The following is a 17,532-nucleotide window of genomic DNA, read 5'->3' on the forward strand; positions in this document are numbered from 1 at the left end:
GTGCTTGCCGTATAGAAAATACTTCCGCTCTAGTGCGTATCCTCCAAGGTTACCACATCAAGCCAGTGGCGCACCTGTCTGTTATTTCCCGCCACCGAGGCAAGCTGCATCACGCAGCCGCTGCATCCGGTAATGATCTGTCGTACTTCGGGCGCAAAACCTTCCATGCATTTGCGCGCCATGTCGGCGGAAAGGTCGGGGTTACTCATTTTCAGTATGCCGCCCATGCCACAGCACAGGCCAGTGCCCTTTTGCAGGCCGGGCAGCCAGCTTTTGAGCAGGGGCAGATCTGGGTCAGCCGTGCCCCAGTGGCAAGGCTGGTGGTAACCGATGGCCGCCGGGATCATGGCTGCGGGGCTTGCCTGCGGGCCTACAAGCAGAGACGACAGCCCAACGCATTTCTGCTTCCATTCCTTGCCTTCTTCTGGCGAAAGCACTGCCGTGTATGCATCAAGACTGTGCTTGCACGAGGCGCAAAAGCTCGCCACATATGGCTTGCCGAGGCTGCGCCACAGCTCGATATTGCGCTCGCGCACTTCTGCCAGAGCTCCCAGCTGCCCTGCGTGGTGCAACGTGCCGCCGCAGCAGGCGAAATCAGAGGCATCCAGAAGCTCATAGCCCCAGCCTTCAAGCAGCTGGTGAGCCTTGGCAATCCAGCGCGGTCGGGCATTTTTTGCCGTACAGCCACTGAACAGGGCCACCTTGACCCCATTGACCTTTTGCGCAGGGCGCAGCCGCACCCAGGGCTCACAGGGCGGCAGATCAACCAGAGCGCGGGCGGTATCTACCGACGAGCGCAACGCGCCGGGAATCACGGCATCAGGCGCGAGCATGGCTATTTTGCCCGCCATGGGCCACAGAGGCCCAACACGGCGAATCCACACATCCCACAGAGACTGTGTCCAGTGCGGGTTGCGCGAGCGCGCCTCGGCCAGAAGATCGCAGGTAGAGAGCTTTCGCGCGCAGGCCCGCTGGCAACGTTCACAGCCAGCGCACAAACGCGCCAGTTCGCGTATGTCCTCCCACGGCATGGGAGAGTCGGGGCTGCCGCCGTACTCAGGGTCAATGGCCTCAAGCAGCAGACGCTTGCCCTTGGGGGCGTATTCCTCTCGTTTAAAGAGCGCGTACACAGGGCACACGTTCAGGCATTCGCCGCATTGCGTGCATCCGCGTTTCATTTCAGTACCCCTTGCCGGGATTGAGAATGCCGTTGGGATCAAACAGACGGCGCAGGCCCTTCATGAGGGCGTGTTCCTTTTGCCCCAGCTGCTTGCCCACTTCCTTCAGGCAGCCGCCACCATGCTCGCCGGAAAGGCTGCCGCCAAATTCCAGGGCTGCCGCGTCGAGCTCATGGTGAGTTTTTTGGGTGCGCCGGGCATCATCGGGGTCAGAAGCATCGTAGTGCAGGTTGGCGTGGATGTTGCCGTCGCCCGCGTGGCCAAAACCGATGAGCCGCTTGCCGTTGCTGGCGGCGATTTCTTCAAACCTGCGCACAGCTTTGAGAATGGAACCTCGCGGTACGGCCATGTCGCCGCCGATGCGGTCTGGCCCAAGCACGTACGAGGCAGCCGAAACCCTGCGCCGATAGGCCCACAGCTTGTCTTCCTCTTCCTTGCCCACGCCTTCCATACGCCACAGGGCGTCATCAAGCTGGCTGGAAAGACGGGCGTTTTCGAGCGGCACGGTGTCCTTGCTGCCGTCCACCTGGAACAGCAGCAGAGACTTTACGCTGTCCGGCCACGGCACTTCACCAGTTTTGGTGAGGATTTCCAGCACGGTTTCGTTCATGAATTCCACGGCGCAGGGTAAGATGCCCGCGGCAAAAACCTTGCCCATTGAGGCCAGGGCGGCATCCAGTGAGGGGTAGCCCACAAGTACCGAGGCAGAAGCCTCAGGCTTGGGCAAAAGCTTGAGAATAAGCTTGGTGATAATGCCAAGCGTGCCCTCGCTGCCCACAAAGAGCCGCCCAAGATCAAGGCCGATCACGTCCTTGTGGGTGCGGCCGCCAAATTTCATCAGCTGGCCGCCGGGCAGCACTGCCTCAACGCCCAGCACATAGTCGCGGGTAACGCCGTATTTTACGGCGCGCAGACCACCAGCGCAGGTAATGACATTGCCGCCGATACTGGTGGCTTTGCCACTGGCAGGGTCTGGCGGGTAAAACATGCCCAGCTTTTCGCACTCGGCCTGAAGCTGGGCAGTGTTAACGCCCGGCTCAACCACAGCCACAAAATCCTGCTTGCTGATCTCCAGAATTTTATCCATGCCCAGCATGGAAACCACTATGCCCGGAACCGTGGGCACACACCCGCCCGAAAGGCTGGTGCCACGCCCGCGCGGGTGCACGGCCACGCGCTGCTCGTTGGCCCAGCGCATGAACTCACACAGCTGCTCGGTGCTTTCGGGGCGCACCATGGCCAGAACCGTGCCGGTAAGCAGGCTGGCATCAGAGGCGTACACGCGCAGCACCTTGGGGTCGAACGAAACGCCGTCCTTGAACAACTCCTCAAGAAACTTCTTATGCTCAGGGGTGAGCGAAGTTAGGTATTCCCCTGCCATGGTTTCCTCCAGTGTTGGCTTGCGCACACGCAAAGATTCTATCCGGCTGGTCTCCAAAAAATGGAGACCAGCCACAATTATTTGAAATAAAACATTTTGTTACGAGGTAACTAGCCGAACATGCCAATCCACGTCCAGTAGGTGTAGACCATGATGCTCATGAAAACTGCGCCAAAAATACTCATAACAGCACCAGTTTTGATGAGTTCGCTGGGAGTGATTTCTTCTGTGGCAAGGCCGATGATGTTGGGCAGGTTGGAGACTGGCAGCAGGTACTGGTGCAGCATGTTCATGCCCACAAGCAGCACAAAGGGCGTGGGATCAATGCCCTGAGTTGTGGCGTAGGCGATGACCACAGGCGTCAGGGCCGTTGTCTTGGGGCCAGCGCCTGTGAACAGACACTGCAGCACAAGCATGATCCAGATGAGAATGACCACCTGCATCTTGATATCAAAACAGGCCAGCGGGCTGAAAAACGTACTCGCGATCCAGGCCGCTGCGCCGGAAGAAACCAGCACCGAGCCCATGGAAAGACCAGCGCCGTAAACGATAAAGATATTCCAGGGAACCTTTTTTTCCGCCTGTTTCCAGGTCATGAGTTGCTGCGGGCCGGGCGCGATCATGGCCACAACCGAAAGCATGGCAACGAGGGTGGGGTTAATGCCGTGATAGGTGTCCGTGGCCCAGAGCGCCAGGGTGAACAGAAAAACGGCCATGGTGTACTTTTCAACAAAACTCATGGGGCCAAGGGCGTCCAGTTCTTTGCGCACATAGGCCTGACCAGCGCTGATGTCCTTGATTTCCGGCGGCCACATCCACAGCAGGATCGGCACAGCCAGAAGACCGCACACAAAGGCCGGCGGCGCGCCGATCTTGAACCACTGCGCCCAGGTTACGGGCTGGCCGGTGGCTTTTTCAAGCAGACCAGCAGTGATGGGGTTGGCGGCATGCGAGGTCATGATGCCAAGGCAGTACATGGTTCCCGTAATGGTCACCACAAATATGAGTCCCTTGACCATGTTGCTCTTGCCCTTCTCTGCCCCAAAGGCATGACCCATCTGGGCGATAATGGGCATGAGCAGCAGGGTTTTTGCGCCCAGCGATGGGATGAAAAAGGTCATCACCAAGGTAATAAGGGCCACCGCCCAGTACATCTTTACCGGCGAGGCCCCCGCAAGGCTTACCATGTTCAGCGCCATGCGCCGCGACAGGCCGCTCATTTCCATACCTGCCGCCATAACCAGACCAAGCACCACAATCCACACGCCCGTGTTGGCGTAGCCGGACAGTGCCGGGCCAAGTTTGGCCGCCCCCAACAAAACAAGCAGGGCTACGATGCAAAAGCCGCTCTGGGCGTCATCCAGGGCCTGTGTTACCCACACTATGATGGCGAACACGCCAACCCCCAGTGCCGCTCGCCCCTTGGCGTCCAGCCCCGGCAGGTCTGGAACCAGAAAGGCTATGCCTAGCATGGCCGCAATGGCCGCCAGCAACGATAAGAGCTGCTTAGTTTTCATACGCACCTTACTTTAAGGTTTAACATTACGCTGGGCGGGCCGACCCGCCCAGCGTAATATATAATTACTTGATATTATAGCTATAAATTATCCTTTCATAAACCTGGCTACGGTTTCGCCCAGCAGCCCAAGCTCATGTATTACTTTAACTCCAGCATCTTCCAGCGCCGCAATCTTGTCTTCGCCTCGGCCCTTGGAGCCGCTGATAATTGCGCCCGCATGGCCCATGCGTTTGCCCTTGGGGGCCGTAAGACCGGCAATAAAACCAAAGACAGGTTTGGGGTACTTGCTTTCCTTGATGTAGGCGGCGGCGGTTTCTTCACCATCGCCGCCGATCTCGCCAATCAGACACACGGCTTCGGTTTCCGGGTCGTCACGGAACATTTTGAGAAGCTCGGTAAAGTACAGGCCCGGCACAGGGTCGCCGCCAATGCCCACGCAGGTGCTCTGCCCCAGCCCCTGTGTGGTGAGCTGGTGCACGGCCTCATAGGTGAGCGTGCCGGAACGGCTGATAAGCCCGATGCTGCCCTGCTTGTGGATGTAACCGGGCATGATGCCGATCTTGCACAGGCCGGGGCTGATAACGCCGGGGCAGTTGGGGCCCACAAGCTGCGCCCCTGTAGCCTTGAGCCGGGCCTTTACGCGCACCATGTCCAGCACGGGAATGTGCTCTGTAATGCAGATAACAAGGCCAATGCCCGCATCCGCCGCTTCGCAGATGGCGTCTGCCGCAACGGCAGAGGGCACAAAAATCACGCTTACGTCGGCTCCTGTCTGCTCCACGGCCTCGGCTACGGTGTTGAACACCGGCACGCCCAGCACGCTCTGCCCGCCCTTGCCCGGCGTGCAGCCTGCCACCACGTTGGTTCCGTAGGCCTGCATCTGCTCGGTGTGGAACATGCCTTCGCGGCCAGTGAGGCCCTGCACCAGCACCCTGGTCTGTGCGTTGACGAGTATGCTCATGCCGCACCTCCGGCGGTCAGGGCCGCAATCTTTTGAGCCGCCTCGCTCATGCTTGCCGCTGTTTCAAAATTCAGCCCGCTTTCGCGCAGAATGCGGCGGCCTTCTTCCACATTGGTACCCTCAAGGCGCACCACCAAGGGCAACTGCAGATCAATTTTGCGGGCCGCGTTCACAACGCCTTGCGCCACGATGTCGCAACGCAGAATGCCGCCAAATATGTTGATGAGAATGCCGCGCACGTTGGGGTCTGAAAGCATTACCTCAAAGCCTGCGGCCACCATCTGCTCGTTAGCGCCACCGCCAGCGTCAAGAAAATTGGCGGGCTCAGCACCAGCCTGCTTGATGGCGTCCATGGTAGCCATGGCAAGGCCTGCGCCGTTGACCATGGTTCCTACATAGCCGTTGAGACGCACATAGTTTACGCCAAGCTCGCGGGCTTTGCGTTCCAGGGGGTCGCATTCCTCTGGGTCTTCCAGAGCGGCAATGTCGGGATGGCGCTTGAGGGCGCTTTCGTCAAAGTCCATCTTGCCGTCCAGCGCCATCAGCTCACCCTCGGCCGTAACGGCCAGCGGGTTGATCTCAACCAGCACGGCATCCTTTTCGGCCGCAAGACGTACCAGATTTTGCAGCAGGGCCGTACCGGAATTTACCTGTGCAGGAGTGAGCCCGCAGCCAAACAGCAGCGAACGCGCCTGAAAAGGCCAGATGCGGTGGCCGCCATCAAGACGGGTGGTAAAGATACGCTCGGGAGTTTTGGCGGCCACTTCTTCAATGTCCATGCCGCCGTCGGGCGAGGCCATCACCGTGAGGCACTGCGCACCACGGTCAAGCACCACGGCCAGGTACAGCTCGCGGGCGATGTTTGTGCCCTGCTCTACCCAGACCTTGTGCACCTTTTTGCCTTCCGGCCCAGTCTGATGGGTGACCAGTTGCATGCCGATGATGCGGGCCGCAGCGGCCTCGACCTCGTCGGGACTTTTGCATACCACAACGCCGCCGCCCTTGCCGCGCCCGCCAGCGTGAATCTGCGCCTTAACCACCCACACGGGGCCGGGAATTTCCTGCGCGGCCTGCCGGGCCCCTGCGGGGCTTTCGGCCAGCAACCCACGCGGTACGGGTACGCCGAACTGGGCCAGTAGTGTTTTAGCCTGATACTCGTGGATGTTCATGCATATCCTCGAAGTTTGTTTTGGCAGTGGTCAGAGCCTGCCTGCCGCAAAAATGGGTTGGTGCGCCATGGACGCAACAGCCTGCAATGCGTGCCGCCGATACAGCCCAAGAGGCCCCCCGTGGCGGAATGCCTCCGCCACGGGGATGGACCGCAGCGCTGGCGGCTGCCCAGCCGCCACACAGCACGCTGCCTCGCGAAGGAGAGAGGGTTGTTTTCCGCCGCGCGGCGCTGATTGGCTGTTAACGCTTGGCCTCACCGGCAAGCCCGGCACCAAGGTGTAGCGCTCTTTTGTTGTTTTCGTGGTGTACGGACGCAAAGCGCGATTCAAGTACCTTTTCAATGGATTCAAGCCGTACCGCGCCGGTAATGGTCGCCAGCGCGCCCAGAACGCAGATATTCAGGGCTTGGGTTTTTCCGGCAAAGGCTTCCTTGACACCGCGCAGCATGGGCAGGCCGATGCGCTCGGCGTCTATGCGCTTTGAAGGATGCACAAGGTCGCTATCATACAGGCACATGCCGCCGGGGCGGATGAGCGGCAGATATTTGCCCGCGGCCTCATCGGTAAGGGCCACCAGCACGTTGGGCTGGTTGACCTTGGGGAAGTAGATTTCGCTGTCAGAGATGATCACGTCCGAGCGGGTTGCCCCACCTCGGGCTTCTGGCCCGTAAGACTGCGACTGCACAGCCACCAGGCCTTCATGCAGCACGGCGGCCTCAGCCAGCAGAATGGCCATGGTAATGATGCCCTGCCCGCCGGAGCCGGACAGGAGAAAGCGGTATCTTTCCATGACGTTACTCCTTATGGGCCTTTACGATGATTTTGGCGTATTCGGCGCAGTATTCGGGGCGTTCTTGCTGCACAAAAACACCGCGCGGAATCAGATTGGGGTTTTCCTCCAGCTTTTTGGAGCCCAGCTGGGCAGTGTTGTCGCGGTACCATTCAAGCATCTGCACCGCGCCGCCCATCTTGTTTTTGCGTCCAAAGTAGGTGGGACACTGCGAAAGTATCTCCACCACCGAGAACCCCTTGTGGGCAAAGGCCTTTTTGAGCAGCGTAACGATTTCCTTGACGTGGAATGTGGTGGTACGGGCCACAAAGGTCGCGCCCGCGCCCATGGCCAGATTTACGGTGTCGAATTCGTGGTCGATGCTGCGGTAGGGAGCAGTGGTGGCCAGAATACCCTCGCCCGAAAGGGGAGAATACTGGCCGCCGGTCATTCCGTAGATGCGGTTGTTCATGATGATGGCAACCATATCGATATTGCGGCGGCAGGCGTGAATAAAATGGTTGCCGCCAATGGCCATGGCGTCGCCATCGCCCATGGGAACCACCACATTAAGTTCTGGTTTGGTCATCTTGATGCCCGTGGCGCAGGCCAGGGCGCGGCCATGCATGGTGTGCATGCTATGAAAATCCACATAGCCCGATATGCGCGCCGAGCAGCCAATGCCCGAAACCATGCACATGTTTGAGGGGTCTATGTTCATATCCTGCACGGCGTGCAGCAGGTTGTTGAGGATGGTGCCGTGACCGCAGCCGGGACACCAGATATGGGGGAAAAACCGCTCGCGGATGTTTTGCACGCTCATGTTAGAACCCCCTTCCTTCAATAACCCGCATGACCTTGCCGATGTCTGTGGGGTTGAGCATCAGACCGTCCATGCGGTTGACCAGGAACACCCGGTCGGGCCGCTGCACCACCTGCTTCACCTGGGTGGTGATCTGGCCCATGTTCATTTCTGCCACAAAGATATTGCGGGCGTGGGCCGTTTTTTCGCGCACAAGCTGGGCCGGGAAGGGCCAGAGGGTCTGCAGTTCAAGCAGGCCGATGCGGTCACCCTTGGAACGGCGGGTTTCTACCAGATGCCGCGCGCTGCGGGCCGAGGAGCCATAAGAAATGATGACGTGCTCGGCATCGTCGAGATAATATTCCTTCCAGCGGGCCAGCAGGTGGGCACGGTTTTCGATCTTGTCCACCAGATGGTACACAAGCTTGCTGACCTGCTCGGGATTTTCAGTGGGGAAACCCCAAATATCGTGGTACAGGCCCGTAACGTTGTAACGGTGCACGCCGCCAAAATCGGACATGGGCAGGCGGCCATCTTCGCGGGGCAGGTAGGGGTAGTAGTTGACCCCGGCCTGAACCTCGGTGTGCAGGCGTTCTACCACGGGCAGCTCGCCCTGAGCAGGAATCACCAGTTTTTCGCGCATATGGCCTACTACTTCGTCAAACAGCAGGATAACCGGCGTGCGGTAGGTTTCAGCCATGTTAAAGGCCTCTACCGTGATCTGAAACACGTCCTGAATGCTCGAGGCGGTAAGTACAATGATGGAGTGGTCGCCGTGCGTGCCCCAGCGGGCCTGATTGACGTCGCCCTGCGCCACTTTGGTGGCCAGACCGGTTGAGGGACCGCCGCGCTGCACGTTGACTACCACGCAGGGAATTTCGGCCATGACGGCATAGCCGATGGCCTCCTGCTTGAGCGAAAAGCCGGGGCCGCTGGTAGCGGTCATGGCCTTGGAACCGGCCAGCGATGCACCGCACACAGCGCACATGGAGGCTATTTCGTCTTCCATCTGAATAAACTTGCCGCCCACGCGGGGCAGCTGCTCTGCCAGATGTTCTGCTACTTCTGTAGAGGGGGTAATGGGGTAACCTGCAAAAAAGCGCAGCCCGGCATACAGGGCACCGCGCACGCAGGCTTCGTTACCCTGCACAAAGAGGATATCTTGCTGGCTCATGCCGCCTCCTTGCCGGTTTTGGCCTTGGCGGTTTTTTCAACCGAAACGGCCAGATCAGGACAGTATTGCTCACACATGCCACATTCCACGCAAAGCTCGGGATTGTGACAGGCCTTGCCCTCATCATCGAGGGACAAAGCCTTTTTGGGACAAAAGGCTACGCAGATGCCGCAACCCTTACACCACTGGCGGTTGATGTTTACCATCATCATTCCCCATGCGGGTTTGTGCCGATAGCCGGCTGGTTACCTTGGCGCAGTCTGACCGCACATTCTGGCCCAGCAACCCGGGCCACAACGGGCCATATATGCCCTGTCTCTTCTAACACATGCACCGTTTTCCGGTGCTTATTGCCTGTTATTTACCATGCTTGGCTGTATGCCCCCTGCCCTGCAAGCCATTAATCATGGCCTGCCATAAAACAGAATGAACAGATCACACCACATATACCAACAGTAAAGAACAAAAAAATCAGCTACAATTAACTATATACACTGTCTTAGGAAAAAATTTTCCTTAAATATACATAAAACTGTTTACATAAACAGTCTATTTAAAAAGGTGATATGCAATTATTGCATACCAACAAAATAATATGCATAGCAAAAATATTTGTAATCACGCACACAAGTTTTTCAAAAAAACATAATTGCTATTCTGTAATGACTCTGTACGCTGATTCAAGATAATAAAAATGGTTCATGAGCGCACATGCTACAAGTTTAAGCAATCTTTGTGCCATACCTGCCACGAAAAAATATCAAAATATTCAAGCTGGATGCTATTGGCATCTGGTATCAATAGTGTCCTAGGTCAATCACCTGAAACAATTTGCACATTAAATGAAACAATTTGTGTCATGCGTGTAGCATTTGTCCCAACCCTGGGTGGTTTAGTGTCGTACAGTGGAAGCCACAAAAAAAACATGCCAGTTAGGCATGTTAAGGCATAATGGCAGATATGAGGCTTGCAGCCAAGACTGAAAGCAGAGACACCCCACAAGGGGCGAATCACTGAGATGAAAAGAGGAGCGAATGCGGAGCTGGCTTGAGGAGAAACAGAGACAGTAGAAGGGTGCGCAGTGCGAGCTAGCGAATGCCAAACTTGCGCATTTTGCGGAACAGCGTGCTGCGGCTCATGTGCAGCATGAGGGCTGCATTGCCCTGATGCCCGTGACAGGCGTGCAGGGCTTGCACAATACGCTCACGCTCGCTCTCGCCTGCTGCTGGCGCGTGGGTGGGCCCTTTGGGGGCTGGGCCAGCGGCATAGGGGTTTGCCCCAGTACAAGGGCTTGCATCCGCTTCGCGGCAGGGGCCAGAAACGGGGCTGCGCTGGCAGTCAAAAGGCATGAGCAGCTCGGCCTGCATGGTGGCGGTATCGAGCGTATCGGGCATGGTGGCGCACAGCCGATGGATGAAGTAGCGCAACTCGCGGATATTGCCCGGCCAGGAGTAGCTGTACAACATCTCCTGCGCCTGTGGATCCATAACCTGACCGCGCAGCACATCGCCCTCGGCTTGCGACAAGAAATAGCGCATGAGCCGCTCCACATCGCCCTCGCGCTCGCGCAGGGGCGGCAGCGAAACCACCAGCACAGAAAGCCGGTAAAACAGGTCGGCGCGAAACAGGTTTCGCCTGACCCGCTCCCACAGTTTGGCGTTGGTGGCCGCAATAATGCGCACATCTACACAAATGTTGCGTGTGCCGCTGATGCGCAGCACCCGCTGGGTTTCAAGCACACGCAAAAGCCGTCGCTGGGCGCGCATATCAAGCTCGGCCACTTCATCAAGAAACAGCGTGCCGTTGTGGGCCAGCTCAAAAAGACCGGGCTTGCCCTTGCGGCTGGCCCCGGTAAAAGCTCCCTCTTCATAGCCAAAAAGTTCAGATTCCAGCAGTGATTGCGGCAGTGCGCCGCAGTTGATGGCCACAAAGGGCTGGTCACAGCGCGTACTGGCATTGTGTATGGACTGGGCAAACAGCTCTTTGCCCGTGCCGGTTTCGCCCTGAATGAGCACCGGCTGCGTGGATGGCGCAAACTTGCGCGCCCTGGCCACCGCCGCCTTGATGGCAGCCGAGGAGCCGATTATGTCTTCAAACCTGTGTTGAGCCACCATCTCGGCGTGCATGGCATCGTGGCGGATTTTGCTCTCTTTGGCAGCAATGGCTCGTGGTTCCTGAAAGGTGATTACCGCACCGTGCACGGTATCGCCCACATGGATGGGAATAGCCGAAAACAGCAGCTTTCTGCCCTCCACCTCGGCCATTTCGTCTTCAATGCTGTTGCCAAGCAGGAGGCAGCGGTCAATCTGCGGCAGATCGAGAATGGCGCGGTAGCTGAAGTGCGTAATGTCGTTTTTGAGCCGCAGCATACGCCGCGCCACAGGATTGATGAGCAGCACACGGCCCTCGGCATCGAGCGAGACAATACCGTCGTGCGAATGCTCGATAACGGTCTTGAACTTGAGGCTCTGGGCCTGTTCCAGCTCGCGGGCGTAAACGATGCGCTTGGCCTCAAGCAAAGCCTGACGGATTGCCATTTCACCGCACACCAGCAGTTGGCAGCACAGGCCCATGCTCTCGGCCATGGCAATGGATGTTTCACCACCTATAAACACGTCGACCCTGTCGCGCACGGCCTGCGCAATGGCCCGGCGCATGTCTTCCTTGTCGCTGCCGCTGGGGTAGATACGCAAATCCACATGCAGCAGGTTGCTCAGGGCCGCCAGCTCTTTCTGCAACTGCGGGTAAACGATAAACCCCACTCGTGGATTGGGCTTTGCGGCCTTGGCGAGGGCCTGGTCCATCACGTAGACAAGATCCTGCATGCTGATGGGCAAAAAAACCAGAGGCGTGCTTATGCCCGCCTCTACAATCTGGTTGGCAGACCAGCCGCGCGCCACAATAACGTATGCGCCCTCCTCTTCTGCCTTGCGCGCAACGCTGAGGGAACGGCTAAGGCCGGTGAGATGCAGAAGAATCTTGTCCTGAATGCCCAATTCGCTGGCAACGCGCTGCACGATCTGATAGCTGGTGCTTTCTGGTGCGATGACAACAATTGGGGGCATGAAATCCTCTGATTACGGCTGGTTGGGGGCAAAAAAACAAAATTTTACACGTGCTGCTTACCATAACCCATGTCAAAAATGATGTCACGCGCGGGTCAAAAACGCCAAACGGCAACCACGAGGGTTGCCGTTTGATTTTCATGCAGTGCAGATGCGATGCACTAGCCGTTGCCGGCCGACTGGTCTTTCAGCTCGTTGATAAGGCCAGAGAGAGAAACAGCCAGATCCTCAAGGCGACGGATGGCAGCCAGTGAGGACGCTGCCAGCTCGTCTGTCTGCCCGGCGATGGCGTTGATTTCGTCAATGGACTTGTTGATTTCTTCTGATGTGGCGGCCTGTTCTTCTGCCGCTGTGGCGATGGACTGAATCTGCCCCGCGGACTGGTTTGTGCTGGTCACAATATCACCCAGGGCAGCGCCCGATTCGCCAGCCAGCGACGAGGCATGGTCGAGCCCCTGCACGGCTTCTTCCACTGACTTCACATTGAGCCCCGCCACCCGCTGGATGGAAAGAATGGAGTCGCTCACTTCCTTGGTGGCGTGCATGGTCTTTTCCGCCAGCTTGCGCACTTCGTCGGCCACCACGGCAAAACCGCGGCCAGCCTCGCCTGCGCGGGCGGCCTCGATAGCTGCGTTAAGGGCCAGCAGGTTGGTCTGATCGGCGATATCTTCAATGGTGGTCATGATCTTGCCGATGGCATGGGCCTGATTATCCAGATCGCCCATGGCAGAGCGCAGCTCAAGTGCCTTTTGCTCAGAGGCGCGCATGGCCTCGAGCGAACGCCCGACAACTTCTGCACCCTGATTGGCCTTGTCGCGCGCGTCTGTACCCTGTGCAGCTGCATGCGAGGCGTTTTTGGCAACCTCAAGAACGGTAGAGTTCATTTCTTCCATGGCCGTGGCGGTTTCGTGGATACGCTGCCGCTGCACCTGGGTTCCCCCGCGGATGTCCTCTGAGCTGCTGGCAAGAGTGCTCACTTCCTGATGGAGCATCTGCACCATGTGCTCAAGCTGGCGGGCGGCTTCAAGCATGCCCTCGGCCTTGGCTTTTTCTGCATGCTGGCGGGCGGCCTCGGCCTCTTGCGTTGCGGCGTGGGCTGCGGCGGCTTTTTCATGGGCTTCTACGGTTCGGGCTTCAATTTCGGCAATATTTGACTTGAGCGTTGAGCTCATGGCGTTAAGCGATTCAAATATCTCGCCCATTTCATCCACGCGGCGGTTCACCATAGTACCGTAAACGCCAGCAGACACATCCTTAAGGAACACGCCCACGGCCTTGAGTGGCCGAATGATCAGCCGCCCGGTGAGCAGCCAGATACCAAGACAAATGCCTGCAAGACTGACAAGCATGCCAATGGCAAACTGCCACACGGCGGCATTTACGGGTTCCATGAGTTCGCTCTTTTCAATAAGGCCAATGAACTTCCACTTGAGCTCTGCCGAATTGAACACCACGGCCTCATATTCCCGGTTGCCAATAACGGCCTCACCCGTCGCAGCGCCAGACTTGAACAAGGCAGCCAGCGCTGCGTTGCCAATACCGTCTATTTTCTGAAAATTATGTTGCGGGTCTTTGGGGTCAGATATGACCACGCCGTCATCCTGCACCAGAATGACAAAGCCCGTGCGACCGATGTGCACGTTTTTGATCAGCTCGGTGAGGGTTCCCAGCGTAATGTCTATGGCGGCAACGCCGGTTATCTTGCCACCACCGTCGCGTACCGCGCGACAGGCGCTGACCATGGGCTGGCCGTCTGTGCTGCGGTAGGCACTGGTGATGTAGCTTTTGCCCGGGTCAGAAACTGCCATGCCCCACCAGGGACGCTTGCGCGGGTCATAACCAGCGGGCTGGATTTTGTCTGCTGCAGAGCTGTTAAGCACAAACGCGCCTTCCATATTGCCGGCGTACACGTTTGAGTATGAGGGATGGGTTTCGCGATATAGCTTAAAGACAGCATCAAGCGCCTTGCCTGCAGCGTCATCTGCAGCGGGGCTGGCCAGTGTGGAACCGGTAGCAGTAACGTGACTGGTGCTCATTTGCGGCAGCTGGGCCATAAGCGGATCAGCGGCCAGCATGCCTACGTTGAGCTTGTATTCTTCAAACATGGCGGTAACAACATTATTTACCTGACGCAATTCACCAAGAGTGGATTTTGCAAAACTTTCTTCAGATAATGTTGCAATGCCCCGCGATGTAAGGGCAAACAAAAAACCCATTGGAATAATAATGATGGCCACAACACCAAGCATGAGCTTGAGAGAGATTGATTTGTTCATAACAACCCTTTGAGGAGCGCTACCCCACGTTTGATACCAGCGCCTGACCCATAATTACTGCTGCAACCATCGCGCAGCCCATGAAACACCATTGGGTATGAACATGTTGTGACCAACAAACTATCAATATCAAAGCATTAAAACATTTTAAGCCATCAAGCTATACAACCACTATCATCATATCGACAAAAAAATGAAAATATTTATACTATCAGTGCAAACATTTTGATGTAACATTTGGCTTATTTATATAATAGCACAATTCATAAACATTAAAAATAATAAATATTTCATAAATAACACGTACATATTATTTATACATTCGCAATATATTAATATATATGTAGTTTTTTACATGAGACGCATCACATAACAAATCTATATTCATACAATTTATATATATCATGCCTAAATATAATAACAATAAAATACATAAGCACTATTTTCGATATATAAAAAAATTACATAATAATAATCTATATGTAATGCACATTAATGACAATAAACAGAAAAGCACGTCATTATAAATTAATTACTCCAGACACAGGAGCGCAGAAATGAAACGAAACAGATTTTCTGAGGAACAATTCAGGGATATTAAGTAGCCCCCATTTCGTCCGGGCACCCTTCTAACTGAGGAGGAGTGCTGGTATTATGGCTGGAACTAGTGCTAAAAGTTCAACGGTGGAGATAGTAAACATACCCCTCCATCGTCGATGGTCTGTCGGCGAAAAATTCGCCAGATGGAGGCCAGCATGGCCCTAGGTCAGTCGGTTTCCCTGGTGGCACGAACGTATGGCGTTGCTCCGAATTTGCTTTACCGCTGGAGAAAACAGATGAGTGATTGCGGCAAAACAGCCATTGAAGCCAACGACGAGGTTGTCAGCGTTGCCGAAGTAAAGGCCCTTAAAAAGCGAATCCGCCAGTTGGAGAGCGATCTGGGGCTGTAAGCAGCTTCACTGCCTGAATAGTACGCGCCTGTGGGCGCAAATGCAGCCCGCCCGCATCCTCACAGGAGAATGCGGGCGGGCTGTTATTTACTGCTTAGAAGAGCATGACGCTCCACTAGCCGCCCTGATTGGTCGTCAGATGCTGCACGGCAACTTGTACGGCTTCACTCCCGCTGTCGGTAGTTATAGTTGTGCTGTGCACATCCCACACGGTGCCATTGCTCGCAGTCTGCGTTGTGGTTGTCCATGTATGCGAAGCATCAAATGACACAGCGGTACTGCCGTCACTGCCAGTGCTGATGGAAACCCCGGTCTTGGACGCAATTTCTGCCATATCGGTGAGGTTGTTCAAAGCATCGCCGGAAGTGCTGACCATTACCTCCACGCCTGTGATGCCGTCCACGCCCTTGGCGTGTTCCGCTCCTGTAAACAGGGCATCCACGCTGCCGCCCTTGACCAGCAGCATATCTGTGCCACTGCCGCCGTCAATGGTGTCGCCTTGATGGAAGACCAGCACATCGTTGCCTGCGCCGCCATACAAGTGGTTGCCGCCGCCATCGGTGGCAAAGGTATTGGCTCCGCCGTCAAGGAAGTCGCTGCCTGTCCCGCCGTAGAGATGGTCATTGCCAGCGCCGCCATAGAGGTGGTCGCCTGCATTGCCAGCATAGAGGGTATCGTTGCCGTCTTCGCCGTACAATTGGTTGTGCCCAGCGCCGCCGTAGAGAATGTCGTCCCCGGCGCCGCCGTAAAGGATATCATCATGGCTACCGCCAATCAGGATGTCGCTGCCAGCTCCGCCTGCGGCCTCATAGGCATGCGTCGCGGAGTTCTCTTGGGCGATAAACAAATGCCCGCCTTGGCCATCCCAGTTGTCAGTATTGATATCCACAGAGATCGTGCCGCTTGCCTGCCCGTTGGTGGAATGACCGTCAGACACTGTATAACTAAAAGTATCCTTCAAGTCTGAGCCTGCGTCGTGCAGGGCAGCCAACTTGCTTATGGAATCGTAGCTGGAATCAAGCTTGTAATCGCCATAGAAGAACATATCCTTATGCGTTTCGTCAGCGGTAAAGGTCAGCGTACCGAACGCGCCATGCACCTCTGTTGTGCCCTGCGCAGCAGCATTCAGCTCGTGCCCGTTCACGGAAAACGTCAGGTGATCTCCCAAATCAACGTCTGTGGCTGAAAGCGCATGACTTGCGGCATCAAGATGCGCCACAGGGGCATCATTGGTGCCAGTGATGTTGACAACAACGTCATGGCTCACCGTGCCGCCTTGCCCGTCCTTCACAGTAACGGTAAAGGTTTCCGTGGCTTTCGCACCCTGGGCCAGTTCGTGGTTGGTCAGGGTGTACTTGTAGTTGCCAGAGGCGTCCAGAGTCAGCTGTCCGTAGTGACCTTCCACAACAGCATTTGTTGCACCAGATGCAGTGGCGCTGCTAGTGCCGTAGGCAAGGCTGTACGTCACGGCATCATTGGTGTCCATATCCACAGCACCCAGGTTGCCGGTGAGCGGGCTTGCTCCCTCCACAATGGAAAGGCTGGGCGCGGTGAAGGTGGGGTCGTTGTTCACGCCCTTGAGCGTGATTGCCAACGTCTGGCTGGTTTCCACGCCGTATTTGTCCACGGTCACAACGGTAAACGCGCCACCTTCTGTTGTAACATCCTTGCCCTGGGCCTCTAGGCTCTTGGCGTAAGCAGCATCAAGCGTATAGGTGTAATTTTTGCCATCAAGCTTGAGTGTGCCGTGCCCGTCATGCAGCTCCGTCACATACTTGCCGCCAGACCTGATATAGTACGTCAGCGTGTCGCCATCCACATCGGTGGCGCTAATGGTGCCCGAAAGCGACTGAACGCTAGCGCCATTATCTGTAAGCGTTGTTGCGTCAGCATCAAAGGCCTCCATTTTGGGAGAGTCATTGGTGCCTGTGACAGTGACGGCAACCTTTGCTGTATCTGTTGCTCCAGCTGCATCGCTCACGCCGATTCTGGCGTCGATGGTCAGGGTTTCACCTTCGGCAAGATGCGCAATACCGCCTTTGTCGCCCTGGAAGTTGTAGGTGCCGTCCTTGTTCAGTTCCAGCAGGCCCATGTACACCGTGCCAGAAGAGGTGTTTGTCGTATGCCAGCCAGAGGCATCCCTGTAGGCGTACACAGCCTCAGTGACGGAAGTGCTGCCAGATGCGATGGCATGCCCGTTGAGGTTGAGCGTGAGGCTGTCGCCTGCATCAACATCATACGTCACTGCCGTTCCGCCGCCCGGGAGGGGTGGGGGGCCCGCCGGCCCA

At 56.6% G+C, this 17,532-nt stretch carries 12 protein-coding genes and 1 pseudogene; 1 reads left to right on the forward strand and 12 read right to left on the reverse strand.

Features of this window, described 5'->3' with window-relative positions:
• Positions 1–29: 29 nt before the first annotated feature.
• The 11 genes from F8N36_RS08140 to F8N36_RS08190 form a co-directional block, all read right to left on the reverse strand.
• On the reverse strand, positions 30–1,178 hold the full coding sequence (locus F8N36_RS08140; protein WP_291332300.1) for a (Fe-S)-binding protein: 1,149 nt from the start codon (positions 1,176–1,178) through the stop codon (positions 30–32).
• Between the two features lies 1 nt (position 1,179).
• Positions 1,180–2,559, reverse strand: a complete 1,380-nt coding sequence (locus F8N36_RS08145) for an FAD-linked oxidase C-terminal domain-containing protein (RefSeq protein ID WP_291332301.1) — start codon at positions 2,557–2,559, stop codon at positions 1,180–1,182.
• Positions 2,560–2,669: 110 nt separating this feature from the next.
• Positions 2,670–4,076 carry a DASS family sodium-coupled anion symporter gene (locus F8N36_RS08150; RefSeq protein WP_291332302.1) on the reverse strand — a complete coding sequence of 469 codons (1,407 nt, stop codon included), beginning with the start codon at positions 4,074–4,076 and terminating at the stop codon, positions 2,670–2,672.
• A gap of 87 nt (positions 4,077–4,163) precedes the next feature.
• Positions 4,164–5,039, reverse strand: a complete 876-nt coding sequence (sucD, locus tag F8N36_RS08155; protein ID WP_291332303.1) for a succinate--CoA ligase subunit alpha — start codon at positions 5,037–5,039, stop codon at positions 4,164–4,166.
• Complete coding sequence (gene sucC / locus F8N36_RS08160) at positions 5,036–6,208, reverse strand: ADP-forming succinate--CoA ligase subunit beta (protein WP_291332304.1); 1,173 nt, start codon at positions 6,206–6,208, stop codon at positions 5,036–5,038. The genes sucD and sucC overlap by 4 nt, the downstream gene beginning before the upstream one ends.
• Positions 6,209–6,449: 241 nt before the next feature.
• Complete coding sequence (locus tag F8N36_RS08165; protein WP_291332305.1) at positions 6,450–6,998, reverse strand: 2-oxoacid:acceptor oxidoreductase family protein; 549 nt, start codon at positions 6,996–6,998, stop codon at positions 6,450–6,452.
• Between the two features lie 4 nt (positions 6,999–7,002).
• The gene (locus F8N36_RS08170) at positions 7,003–7,800 is read right to left on the reverse strand and encodes a 2-oxoacid:ferredoxin oxidoreductase subunit beta (protein ID WP_291332306.1); all 798 of its coding nucleotides are present in this window, start codon (positions 7,798–7,800) and stop codon (positions 7,003–7,005) included.
• 1 nt (position 7,801) lies between these two features.
• Positions 7,802–8,953, reverse strand: coding sequence for a 2-oxoacid:acceptor oxidoreductase subunit alpha (locus tag F8N36_RS08175; RefSeq protein ID WP_291332307.1), 1,152 nt, complete (start codon positions 8,951–8,953; stop codon positions 7,802–7,804).
• On the reverse strand, positions 8,950–9,165 hold the full coding sequence (locus tag F8N36_RS08180; RefSeq protein ID WP_366247040.1) for a 4Fe-4S binding protein: 216 nt from the start codon (positions 9,163–9,165) through the stop codon (positions 8,950–8,952). The genes F8N36_RS08175 and F8N36_RS08180 overlap by 4 nt, the downstream gene beginning before the upstream one ends.
• An 876-nt stretch (positions 9,166–10,041) precedes the next feature.
• The gene (locus tag F8N36_RS08185; RefSeq protein WP_291332308.1) at positions 10,042–12,018 is read right to left on the reverse strand and encodes a sigma 54-interacting transcriptional regulator; all 1,977 of its coding nucleotides are present in this window, start codon (positions 12,016–12,018) and stop codon (positions 10,042–10,044) included.
• Positions 12,019–12,179: 161 nt separating this feature from the next.
• Complete coding sequence (locus tag F8N36_RS08190) at positions 12,180–14,294, reverse strand: methyl-accepting chemotaxis protein (RefSeq protein WP_291332309.1); 2,115 nt, start codon at positions 14,292–14,294, stop codon at positions 12,180–12,182.
• A gap of 654 nt (positions 14,295–14,948) precedes the next feature.
• Here F8N36_RS08190 and F8N36_RS08195 point away from each other — a divergent pair.
• Positions 14,949–15,238: pseudogene (locus tag F8N36_RS08195) on the forward strand (transposase); the annotation flags it as partial.
• 121 nt (positions 15,239–15,359) lie between these two features.
• Here F8N36_RS08195 and F8N36_RS08200 read toward each other — a convergent pair.
• Positions 15,360–17,489, reverse strand: coding sequence for a VCBS domain-containing protein (locus F8N36_RS08200; RefSeq protein ID WP_291332310.1), 2,130 nt, complete (start codon positions 17,487–17,489; stop codon positions 15,360–15,362).
• Positions 17,490–17,532: the final 43 nt, after the last annotated feature.

This window comes from Desulfovibrio sp. (genome assembly GCF_009712225.1).
GTDB lineage: Bacteria > Desulfobacterota > Desulfovibrionia > Desulfovibrionales > Desulfovibrionaceae > Desulfovibrio.